Origin of the sequence: Neobacillus sp. SAB-20_R2A, from assembly GCF_049568635.1 — a bacterium.
GTDB lineage: Bacteria > Bacillota > Bacilli > Bacillales > Cytobacillaceae > Neobacillus > Neobacillus citreus.
In genome coordinates, this window is sequence record NZ_CP145895.1 from 275,162 (window position 1) to 286,592 (window position 11,431).

The following is an 11,431-nucleotide window of genomic DNA, read 5'->3' on the forward strand; positions in this document are numbered from 1 at the left end:
TACTATTTATTTACATTAAAGGGGTGTTCAGATGAGCAGTAAGAAAGCTGTTTTCCATATTTCATTAGTTCTGAGTCTGTTGTTAATCAGCGTTGGTATTTTTGCTCCGAAGCAACTGGAGAACTTCTCAAATTCATCACTAGGCTTTATTTATAACAACTTAGGCTGGTTTATTCTTGGAAGTGTGTTTGTTTTCTTTGCATTTTGTATGTATATTGCCATTTCAAAATTTGGTCATATCCGATTAGGTGATGATTCCGATCGTCCGGAATATAAAACAGCCACATGGATCGCCATGCTTTTCAGTGCATCGATTGGTATCAGCCTTGTCTTTTGGGGTGTTGCTGAACCTGTCTCCTATTATATTGATCCTCCGTTTGGAAAAGCATCTTCTGAGCAGTCAGCAAAGCTGGCTATGCAAATTGTTTATCTGCACTGGGGAGTTTCCGCGTGGGCATGCTATGCCGTTGTAGGTGTTTCTTTAGCATTTTTCCAGTTTAGAAAGAAATTGCCATCATCTTTAAGTTCTGTTTTTTATCCATTAGTTGGTGACAAGATTAAGGGTTCTTTCGGTAAATTCATTGATATTATTGTAACCTTATCAATTGTTATTGGAATTGCCACTTCCCTAGGTTTTGGAACATTGCAAGTAAACAGCGGGATGAATTATCTTTGGGGTATTCCAGTAGGTTTTTATATTCAGGTTATCATCATTGCTATTACAACGATTCTTTATCTTTCATCATCGGTTTCTGGATTGCAGGCCGGTATTAAACACTTGTCCAATCTTAATATGCTGCTAGCGTTCGCTTTATTAGGATTTATGTTGATTCTTGGACCTACACAATCCATTTTTAAAATCTTTTTACAAGGAATTGGGGATTATGCCCAAAACTTTATCGGCATGTCCTTTCGCATGGAGCCGTATAATGCGGGGAAAGGTGAATGGATTGGTAGTTGGACGCTGTTCTATTTTGGCTGGTGGATTGCCTGGGCTCCGCTTGTAGGAAGCTTTGTAGCGAGGATTTCAAAAGGAAGAACTATTAAAGAATTTATGATGGGTGCTGTCTTTATTCCGGTTCTCGGCTCCTTTTTGTGGTTTGCTGTTATGGGTGGATCAGCCCTTGATCTTATTCAAAATCATGGTAAAACAGCAATTGCTGAAGCTGTCTCAACAGATGTAACATCTGCCTTATTTAAGTTTTTTGATTTCTTCCCAATGAGCTCATTCTTATCTGTCCTGGCAATGGTACTCGTCATTATTTTCTTTATTACATCTGCAGATTCCGCTATTTTTGTATTGGGAATGATCAGTGAAAATGGTAATCCAAATCCCACACAGTTCACCAAGATTATTTGGGGCGTCATCATTGCCGCAGTATCTTCTGTTCTTATCTTAACTGGTGGATTAAAGGGGCTGCAATCTGCTTTGGTCGCAACATCCATTCCGCTAGCTATTTTAATGTTAGTCATGTGTTATTCGACCTTTAAAGGGCTTAAAAGCGAATTAATTCATACCTCAAATACTAGTAAGAATATAGAAAGAACATCATCTCCTGAAAAAAAGGCATTATAATTCATTAATCTAAGACTACTTCCTGATAATAAGGAGGTAGTCTTTTTGTTATTTTGTTGATTTTATGAAAAGGAGATGCCAGAAGTGATTGTTCAAAAAATAATTCCATCAGCCTTATTTTTGTTAAACCTATTTTTAATGTGCGAAATAGAAGTACACGCAAAATCAGCACAAAGGCCGATAGTTATACAAGGGGCCATGCCGGTCGAGGTTGACCAGTTAATTCAGGGATTAGAAAAAGTTAAAAAAGAAAAGTATGGATCGTTTGTTTTTTACAAAGGCGAAATCAACCGTTATCCGGTTATCGTTTCAAAAACAGGAAAAGGAATGGAAAATGCCGCGGCGGCTACGGCCATTGCCATCGTCAAATATCACCCGATTGCCATTATTAATCAAGGTACGTCAGGCGGCCATGTTCCCAATATACATGTATTTGATATTGTTGTCGGTAAAAGAGTGACCAATATCGGCTCGTTTAAAACAGAAATAAGAGGGAAAAATCAAGGGATTACCCCGACTAGGTGGATGCCTATGGACTTAACCGCTTCAGAGGAAAGTGAAGAAGAGGTGAAGGCGGGGCAAATCCGCTACTTCGAAGGGGACCAAGCATTGCTTGTTAATGCTATGAAAGTAAGTAACCAGTATCACAAAGGAAAAGTTGTCGAAGGTACAATCGGTTCATCGGATGTATGGAATAATGAAGTGGACCGAATTAATTGGCTGAACAGCCTATTCGGCACCTCTGTGGAAGAAATGGAAGCAGCATCATCAGCCCAAGTTGCAGAAAGCTTCCAAGTCCCGTTTTTGGGGATTCGAATTGTCTCTAATAACATTGTAAACGGTGAAAAATACAACCCCGATACAGAAACAGCAGGCCAGAGTTATGTGTATAAACTTGTTAAAACGTACACTTACAATTTAACAGAAAGGTAAGAAACATTTCCTCCTTATCATCCGTCTAATAGTTGAAATATCTGTGTCTTTTTCACAGGAATTTTTCGGAGAAAAATCGAATACATAGATGGAATGTAATTATTTGGTTTTTAAAATAAGGAGGAGTCAGCCTTGGCCCATGAACAATGGAATCCCACAATAGATAAAATTCTCGCGAACATTGAAAAGGTTATGATTGGAAAAAGAAATGTCGCGGAACTAAGCCTTGTCGCGCTGCTGGCAGGAGGCCATGTTCTGCTTGAAGACGTGCCTGGTGTCGGAAAAACGATGATGGTCCGTGCCTTAGCTAAATCAGTTAATGCTAACTTTCGGAGAATTCAGTTCACCCCGGACCTGCTGCCATCAGATGTAACCGGGGTGTCCATTTATAACCCAAAGGAAATGGAGTTTCAATTTCGCCCTGGCCCGCTGATGGGTAATATTATCCTCGCGGATGAGATTAACCGGACTTCGCCGAAGACGCAGTCGGCACTACTTGAAGGCATGGAGGAAGCGAGTGTCACGATTGACGGAGTGACCCACAAACTCCAAAAACCGTTTTTCGTCATGGCGACGCAAAACCCAATAGAATATGAAGGTACATATCCGCTTCCGGAAGCACAGCTTGACCGCTTTTTATTAAAAATGAAGATGGGCTACCCGGACATTCAGGAAGAAATTGAGGTATTGAACCGGGCTCAAAAGGTGCCGCCAATCGAGGACCTTCAGCCTGTTATTGATCTGGAGGGCCTGCGGGCGCTACAACAAGAGGTCAAAGAGGTTTTTGTCGATGATACGATCAAGCGTTATATCGTGGAAATCGTTAACCGGACAAGGGGGTATGGAAGTGTATACCTCGGCGCAAGCCCAAGGGGATCCATTGCTCTGATGAAAGCTGCGCAAGCCTATGCCTTTATTTTTGGACGTGACTATGTGCTGCCGGATGATATTCAATATTTAGCGCCATACGTCCTGTCGCACCGGATTATTTTAAAGTCGGAAGCTAAATTTGAAGGGATCACCTCGGAGGAAGTAGTGAACCGTGTAGTTAACAGAGTTCCCGTTCCTGTCCAAAGGCTTGTGAAGTAAAATGAAAAAACTATGGAAATTCACTAAAAGGGCTTGGAAGTTTATCCTGTTATTTTTCTTGATCTTCCTGACCTTCTCATATGCAATGTTCCAAGGGGGATTTGTCAGCTGGTTTCTGTTTTACAGCTTCCTGCCGTTTGCGATTTATTGCGTTGCACTTTCCTTCTATTCTTTGAACGAATTGGAAGTCAAAAGGGTTCTGCCCAAAACGAATTACAATGCCGGGGAGCCGTTAAAAGTAACCGTCCAGATAAAAAGGTCGAAAGGTTTTCCGTTATTTTATTTAATCGTCCAAGATAACCTGGACCAATCATTAGAATATGCCGATAAAGCCAGTTCCCCGAAGGCCATTCTGTTTCCCGGGTTTAAAAAAGAGTTTACCTATGAATATACCATCGATAAATTGCCGCGCGGCGAGCATTTTTTTCAAACTTTTACCCTTAGGGCCGGCGACCCGCTCGGCTTATTTGAAAAGGAAAAAACACACCCAGCTGAAGGGAAAATCATTGTCTATCCGGCCTATACCGAGCTCCTTTACCGTCCCTTTGAGCATCAGTATGACCAAGGTTTGACAGCATCCCGCGAACGGGTCCAGCGCGATACGACCATGGCGGTCGGCGTCAGGGACTACCAGCCGGGCGACCGATTTTCCTGGATTAACTGGAAGGCAACTGCCAAGCGGAATGAGATTATGACAAAGGAGTTTGAACAGAGGCAGTCTCATGATGTATTTGTGGTGATGGACTGTGTACCGGATAAACGCTTTGAAGCAGTAGTTTCGTTCACGGCCTCTTTACTAAGGGCTGTTTTGAAAAAAGGGGCGCAAACAGGCCTTCTTACCATCAGCAAGGAACGAGCTTCGTTTCCAATCAGAGGCGGGGAACAGCAGCTGCAGCAGCTTTTCTATCATCTCGCCAAAATCGAGGCAAAAAGCTTTTCACCCCTAGAAAAGGTCATTGAAGCAGATGGCCTATTTATTCAGCAAACCGTTTCATTCATGCTCGTCACAGCCCAGTTAACCAAGTCTTTGATTGAAAAAGCCAGCTTTCACGGCCAAAGAAAAGGGGCGATTACCCTTTTTCTTATCAAAGGTGAACATGAAGCGCCCGACGGCAATGAACGAGCGCTCATTGGAGTTGCAAACGCCCGCGGCGTCCGAGTGATATTGGTTCATGACGGTCAATTCGAAGCTGCCTTCTCGGAGGTGACGTTATATTAATGAAAAGAGATTTCCCAACCCTTCTTTTATATACCTTTGGATTTTTGCTTCTATGGGAATGGCTTAGGCCGGTGGAACAATTAACAGATACGGACCATATCGAAACATTTATTGTTTTTTTGATTATTGCTTTTGCCCTGTCCTATCTGCAAATGAGATGGTTTTGGCAATGGTTGATTAAGATTGCTTTCATTCTTTTTTCGATTAATCGGTTCCACTACGAGGGAGGTTTTTTTCACTCCGGTTGGTTAGGGTCCTTTTCCGAAGATATCATTAATAACTTATGGTTCATTGTGGCGAGAAACTGGAACGAATTATCAAACGAATTCCGCACCCTGCTGCTTTTTATTCTAATGTGGATCATGGTCTACCTCATCCATTATTGGCTACTAAGGCAGCAGCGGATTTTTATCTTTTTCTTTATGACGTTACTGTATATCACGGTTCTCGATACGTTTACCATCTATGATGCCAAATTTGCCATCGTCCGGACTGTGGCAGCTGGATTTGCTGTGATGGGCATGCTGACTTTTTTTCGCATCAACAGAAGAGAAAATATCAACAGCGACTCCGCATTTATGAAAAAATGGATGGTGCCGCTTGTTATTATGGTTGCCTTAAGTGTGATTGTTGGAATTGCTGCTCCGAAGGCAGCGCCGATTTGGCCTGACCCGGTTCCTTATTTAAAAGCGGCGGGTAACAAGGGAGGCGGAGATGGCATCGGCGGTATCAGCCGGATTGGCTATGGAACGAATGACTCCCGATTGGGCGGTCCGTTTATTGGGGATGATACCACTGTTTTTACGGTTGAGTCGAATGGCAAGAACTATTGGAAGGTTGAAACGAAGGATGTGTATACCGGAAAGGGCTGGCTTGCATCGGGATCGACAACCATTGATTTTAGACAGACTGATTTAGTGCCGGTATTATCTATACCAAGTAATGTGGAAACAACAAATGAAACAGCTAAAGTCAATCCAGCTGGGAAGTTTGTTTCTTTTGTTGTTTATCCGGCCGGAATTCAAAAGTTCATCGATTTCCAACCAAAGCTGCCTGAACAGTATCCGATTCAAATTGATACAAATACGGAGAAAATCAGAAATATCGGCAATGTGGATTATACCGTTGATTTTAAAGTGCCTAAATACAAAGCCGTAGATTTAAGAAAAACGACAGGCTATGACCCGGCTGTGATGAACGAAGAGTTCTACAAAAGGTATACCCAGATTCCGGAAGAACTGCCGCCAAGAATCAAACAATTAACAGAAGAGGTCACCGCTTCCGAAACGAATTGGTTCGATAAGGCAAGAGCGGTCGAGCGGTATTTTGGAAATACAGAATACACCTATGACCAGAAAAATGTTTCGATCCCAGGGGGAAAAGACGATTATGTGGACCAATTTTTATTCGATACGAAAACAGGGTACTGCGATAATTTTTCCAGCTCAATGGCCGTCATGCTCCGCTCGATTGGCATTCCAACCCGCTGGGTAAAGGGATTTACGGGAGGAGAGTTCCTAGAATACAGCCGGGATGACGAAACGAAGGAGCTTTACACAATCACTAATAATAATGCTCATTCCTGGGTAGAGGTATTTATCCCGACTCAAGGCTGGATTCCCTTTGAACCGACAAAAGGATTCTCAAACAGTATTAACATTAACTTTACATCAGGGCAGACTTCCACAAATACGCAAACCCCTGCGCCTGCACCTGTTAAAAAACCGGAAAAGAAGCCGCTCGAAGAAACAGCAAATGTAAAGAAGGATAACTCTTTTGATATCAGGGATATCTGGAGAAATATTCAGTTGTTCTTTAAAAATGAGTGGAAATGGATTGTGTTTGGCGGCGTGCTTGCTGCAGCTGTTATTGCGCTTTTGTATCGAATTCGCGGCAAATGGTTCCCTTATCTCGTCATGCTGCGGTACCGTTTTAGGAAAAAGGATGAAACCATTGGTGCAGCCTACTTGATTTTACTAAGTCAGCTCGATCGTTACGGGTTAAAACGTAAGGAAAATCAAACACTTCGTAACTATGCCCGCTATATCGACACGTTCTTCTCGACGAGGGAAATGACGCGCTTAACGCATCGTTATGAGCAGTATATATACAATCAAAGCCTGCCCGAGGGAAGCTGGAAGGAAGCGCGGGAATTGTGGGAAAATTTAATTAAAAAGACAATCGCTTGACCAAAAAATCAACCTATTGTTACAATATGGTGTAATTTAATAGGTGTAAACCTTCATATATCCTCGATGATAGGGTTCGAGAGTCTCTACCGGGCTGCCGTAAATGGCCTGACTATGAAGGCAGAATTGGTTTAGTATAATCTTTTACGAGAAAACTAGAATTCTGCCTTCCTTTTTCTTATGGGCGGGAATTCTAGTTTTTTTATTTTTTTGTGAAAAAACGGGAAAACTAAATTAAATTTTATAAAAATAGGGGTGGGCATGTTGTCTGGAAAGCAAGATATGATTGTCGTGTTAGACTTTGGGAGTCAGTATAATCAATTAATCACACGCCGAATTCGTGAGTTTGGTATCTACAGCGAACTTCATCCGCATACAATTACAGCAGAAGAAATCCGCAAGATGAATCCGAAGGGAATCATTTTTTCCGGTGGCCCGAATAGCGTGTATGATGAAAATTCCTTCCGTTGTGACGAAGAAATTTTTGAAATGGGTCTGCCGATTCTTGGGATTTGCTACGGAATGCAGTTAATGACTGTTCATTTTAACGGCAAGGTTGAACAAGCGAAGCATCGTGAATATGGAAAAGCTACAATGAAGGTAGAGAACCAATCAGCTCTATTTGGCGGTCTGCCGGAAGAGCAGGTTGTCTGGATGAGCCATGGTGACCTTGTTGTAGAAGCACCGGCAGGGTTTACTATTGATGCAACAAGCCCGTCCTGTCCGATTACATCGATGAGCGATGCTGACAGAAGACTTTATGCAGTTCAGTTTCATCCGGAAGTGCGCCATTCAGTTTACGGAAATGACCTTTTGAAGAATTTCGTATTCAACGTTTGCGACTGCAGCGGCGATTGGTCAATGGAGAACTTCATTGAAATGGAAATGGAAAAAATCCGCGCAACTGTTGGAGATAAAAAGGTTCTTTGCGCGCTTAGCGGAGGGGTAGACTCTTCGGTTGTAGCCGTATTAATTCATAAAGCTATTGGCGACCAGTTAACCTGTATTTTTGTCGACCACGGCTTATTACGGAAAAACGAAGCAGACAGCGTTATGAAGACTTTCACTGAAGGTTTCCATATGAATGTTATCAAGGTTGATGCTAAAGACCGTTTCTTATCAAAGTTAGCAGGTGTTTCTGACCCTGAGAAAAAACGGAAAATTATCGGCAATGAATTTATTTATGTGTTCGATGATGAATCGGCCAAGCTTGAGGGCATTGAATTCTTAGCACAAGGAACGCTTTATACTGATATTATCGAGAGCGGTACAGCAACAGCGCAAACGATTAAATCCCACCATAATGTTGGCGGGCTTCCTGAGGACATGCAATTTAAATTAATCGAACCATTAAACACTTTATTTAAAGATGAGGTACGTGCCTTAGGTACCGAGCTGGGAATTCCAGATGAAATTGTCTGGAGACAGCCATTCCCGGGACCGGGCCTTGGTATTCGTGTCCTTGGTGAAATCTCGGAAGATAAATTAGAAATCGTCCGCGAATCAGATTGGATTCTCCGCGAGGAAATTAAAAAGGCAGGGCTTGACCGCGATATTTGGCAATACTTCACCGTGCTTCCGGATATCCGCAGCGTCGGTGTCATGGGAGATACCCGTACGTATGATTATACAATCGGGATTCGCGCAGTCACCTCGATTGACGGTATGACTTCTGACTGGGCACGGATTCCGTGGGATGTCCTTGAAGTCATTTCGACAAGAATCGTAAACGAGGTCCCGCACATCAACCGCGTTGTCTATGACATCACCAGCAAACCACCTGCAACAATTGAATGGGAATAAGAGGAAGTAAAAAAACGAACGATACTAAAAATATTTTTTAGTATCGTTCGTTTTTATTGTTTACAAACATAAAAAACGCTGTTAAAATAAAAAAGTCAAATGAAGATATTGTCGAATTGCGTCGTATAATATTGGGGATATGGCCCAAAAGTTTCTACCGAGCCACCGTAAATGGCTTGACTACGAGGCAGTGTTTAATAGAGAGGCATTTTTATTCTTTTCTCTGTTTTCACCTGCCAAGAGTCAACGTTCCGGTAGAATGCCGGAACGTTTTTTTGCATAAAATAAAGGGAAAAAACAGGGGGAATAAAAATGCAAAAGTACTTTGAGTTTGAAAAAGTAGGCACAAATTATCGCCGCGAATTTATGGGCGGGCTGACTACGTTTTTAGCAATGGCTTATATTTTGGTTGTTAACCCATTAACGCTGTCACTTGCATCTGTTAAAGATCTTCCTGATGCAATGAGAATGGATTATGGAGCAGTGTTTGTAGCTACAGCATTAGCATCGGCATTAGGTTCGATTATTATGGGTCTTCTTGGTAAATATCCGCTAGCGTTAGCACCGGGGATGGGATTAAATGCTTTCTTCGCTTATACAGTGGTACTAGGAAGCGGAATTCCTTGGCAGCATGCTTTGGGTGCTGTATTCATTTCCGGAGTATTCTTCTTTTTACTGACGCTGACAGGTCTTCGGGAGAAAATTATTAATGCCATTCCAATTGAATTGAAACATGCAGTTGGTGCTGGTATCGGTTTATTTATTACCTTTGTCGGATTACAGAGTGCTGGAATTATCGTGAACAATGATGCAACACTTGTTGGTCTGGGAGATTTGTCAGCCCCAGGGACATTATTGGCCATTTTTGGTATCTTAGTAACAGTTATCATGATGACAAGAGGAATTAGTGGTGCGGTATTCTACGGAATGATCATCACGGTAATCGTAGGAATGATTTTTGGCGAAATTAAAGTTCCTGACAAAGTTATTGGCCATGTACCAAGTATCTCACCAACCTTTGGTGCTGCGTTTTCTTCCTTTGGAGACAGTTCGTTTTATACAACAGCTATGCTGGGTATTATCCTTACCTTCTTGTTTGTGGATTTCTTTGATAACGCAGGGACACTTGTTGCGGTTGCCGGTCAGGCAGGATTAATGAAGGACGGTAAACTTCCAAATGCAGGAAGAGCCTTGGTTTCTGACTCTGTTGCTTCAACTGTCGGTGCTGTCCTTGGAACATCAACAACCACCTCGTATATCGAATCAACAGCGGGTGTTGCTGCCGGTGCCAGAACAGGATTTGCGTCACTGGTAACTGCTGCATTATTTCTTTTATCATTATTCTTCTTCCCGGTATTATCAGTCATTACAGCACCGGTTACTGCTCCTGCATTAATTATTGTGGGGGTACTGATGGTTTCTTCTTTAGGAAAAATTGACTGGACTAAGTTTGAAATTGCCGTTCCGGCGTTTTTAACCATCATTGCAATGCCGCTTTCTTACAGTATCGCAACTGGAATCGCGATTGGTTTCATCTTCTATCCGATTACAATGCTGGTAAAGGGCAGAGCAAAAGAAATTCATCCGATTATGTACTTTTTCTTTGTTATCTTTTTACTGTATTTTATTTTCTTAAAATAAATCCTTTATAAAGGAGCTGTGGATATTTTTCACAGTTCCTTTTTTGTCGTTGACTTCCTGTGGGGCGTCTTTTAGTATGGTAATACTGATTGTTTTTATTCGAAATGAGGATTAAGGGTATGGCAAAACTTCAGATAAATAAGGCTTTAAATAATAATGTATTGATTGCTGAACACCCTGCCTACAAGGAAGTTGTCATTATCGGCAAAGGCATTGGCTTTAACCGTAAACATGGCGATTTTATTGATACGGAAAAAGTTGAAAAGCTATTTGTTCTTAAAAATGAAAAAGAGCAGGAAAACTATATTAAACTTCTTCCTTTTATTGACCAAAATGTTCATGAAGTAATCATTTCCGCCATTAACCTAATAAAGCAGCGTACTCGTTCAGAGCTAAATGAACATATTCATGTTGCTTTAACCGATCACTTAATGTTTGCGCTAACGCGTGTCTCGCAAGGGATGGAAATGGGCAATCCATTTTTGGTTGAAACGAAAGCGCTCTATCGTCATGAATATGAGGTGGCGAAGGAAGTCGTGGAATTGATTAAAGATAAAACTGGTATTGAACTTTCGGTGGGGGAGATTGGTTTTATTGCTCTCCACATTCATAGTGCCATAACGAATAAGAATCTTTCTGAGGTTAATCAGCATTCCCAGTTGATCAGCAGATTAGTGGATATGGTGGAAGAGCAGTTACTGGTTGAAATTGATAAGGAAAGCATTGATTATATGAGGCTGGTCCGCCATCTTCGTTTTACGATAGAACGTGTCAGAAATGGGGAAAAAGTGGAAGAGCCAGAAAAAATCGCTTCCCTATTGAAGGATGAATATCCGGTGTGCTATAATCTTGCTTGGAAGCTCATTAAGGTAATGCAGCAAGCTTTAAAAATGAAAGTGTTCGATGCAGAAGCTGTCTATCTGACGATGCATTTGCAGCGGCTGCAAAACAAATTTAAATAGTCATCAATTTACGTGTTAC

The 11,431-nt window shown here is 41.8% G+C and carries 8 protein-coding genes and 2 riboswitches; all 8 genes read left to right on the forward strand.

The window, feature by feature from the left end:
• Window positions 1-31: 31 nt before the first annotated feature.
• The 8 genes from V5M37_RS01510 to glcT all read left to right on the forward strand — a co-directional run bounded on the left by V5M37_RS01510 (window position 32) and on the right by glcT (window position 11,412).
• Complete coding sequence (locus V5M37_RS01510; protein WP_423800434.1) at window positions 32-1,576, forward strand: BCCT family transporter; 1,545 nt, start codon at window positions 32-34, stop codon at window positions 1,574-1,576.
• Between the two features lie 75 nt (window positions 1,577-1,651).
• Complete coding sequence (locus V5M37_RS01515; RefSeq protein ID WP_423800435.1) at window positions 1,652-2,509, forward strand: 5'-methylthioadenosine/S-adenosylhomocysteine nucleosidase; 858 nt, start codon at window positions 1,652-1,654, stop codon at window positions 2,507-2,509.
• 132 nt (window positions 2,510-2,641) lie between these two features.
• The gene (locus tag V5M37_RS01520) at window positions 2,642-3,598 is read left to right on the forward strand and encodes an AAA family ATPase (protein WP_423800436.1); all 957 of its coding nucleotides are present in this window, start codon (window positions 2,642-2,644) and stop codon (window positions 3,596-3,598) included.
• A 1-nt stretch (window position 3,599) separates the two neighbouring features.
• On the forward strand, window positions 3,600-4,817 hold the full coding sequence (locus tag V5M37_RS01525) for a DUF58 domain-containing protein (RefSeq protein WP_423800437.1): 1,218 nt from the start codon (window positions 3,600-3,602) through the stop codon (window positions 4,815-4,817).
• On the forward strand, window positions 4,817-7,006 hold the full coding sequence (locus V5M37_RS01530) for a transglutaminase TgpA family protein (RefSeq protein WP_423800438.1): 2,190 nt from the start codon (window positions 4,817-4,819) through the stop codon (window positions 7,004-7,006). Before V5M37_RS01525 ends, V5M37_RS01530 begins: the two co-directional genes overlap by 1 nt.
• Window positions 7,007-7,039: 33 nt before the next feature.
• Window positions 7,040-7,141, forward strand: a riboswitch (purine riboswitch).
• Window positions 7,142-7,267: 126 nt separating this feature from the next.
• Window positions 7,268-8,809 (forward strand): glutamine-hydrolyzing GMP synthase, encoded by a 1,542-nt coding sequence (gene guaA, locus V5M37_RS01535; RefSeq protein WP_423800439.1) that lies wholly within the window; start codon window positions 7,268-7,270, stop codon window positions 8,807-8,809.
• Window positions 8,810-8,910: 101 nt separating this feature from the next.
• Window positions 8,911-9,012: riboswitch (purine riboswitch) on the forward strand.
• 109 nt (window positions 9,013-9,121) lie between these two features.
• Window positions 9,122-10,450, forward strand: coding sequence for an NCS2 family permease (locus V5M37_RS01540; RefSeq protein WP_423800440.1), 1,329 nt, complete (start codon window positions 9,122-9,124; stop codon window positions 10,448-10,450).
• A gap of 119 nt (window positions 10,451-10,569) precedes the next feature.
• On the forward strand, window positions 10,570-11,412 hold the full coding sequence (gene glcT / locus V5M37_RS01545; RefSeq protein ID WP_423800441.1) for a glucose PTS transporter transcription antiterminator GlcT: 843 nt from the start codon (window positions 10,570-10,572) through the stop codon (window positions 11,410-11,412).
• The last annotated feature ends 19 nt before the right edge of the window (window positions 11,413-11,431 follow it).

Bases quoted from the DNA above. Each gene is read 5' to 3' on its own strand.
- V5M37_RS01510 (WP_423800434.1), top strand. From the start codon at position 32: ATGAGCAGTAAGAAAGCTGTTTTCCATATTTCATTAGTTCTGAGTCTG.
- V5M37_RS01515 (WP_423800435.1), top strand. From the start codon at position 1,652: ATGCCAGAAGTGATTGTTCAAAAAATAATTCCATCAGCCTTATTTTTG.
- V5M37_RS01525 (WP_423800437.1), top strand. From the start codon at position 3,600: ATGAAAAAACTATGGAAATTCACTAAAAGGGCTTGGAAGTTTATCCTG.
- V5M37_RS01530 (WP_423800438.1), top strand. From the start codon at position 4,817: ATGAAAAGAGATTTCCCAACCCTTCTTTTATATACCTTTGGATTTTTG.
- guaA (WP_423800439.1), top strand. From the start codon at position 7,268: ATGTTGTCTGGAAAGCAAGATATGATTGTCGTGTTAGACTTTGGGAGT.
- V5M37_RS01540 (WP_423800440.1), top strand. From the start codon at position 9,122: ATGCAAAAGTACTTTGAGTTTGAAAAAGTAGGCACAAATTATCGCCGC.
- glcT (WP_423800441.1), top strand. From the start codon at position 10,570: ATGGCAAAACTTCAGATAAATAAGGCTTTAAATAATAATGTATTGATT.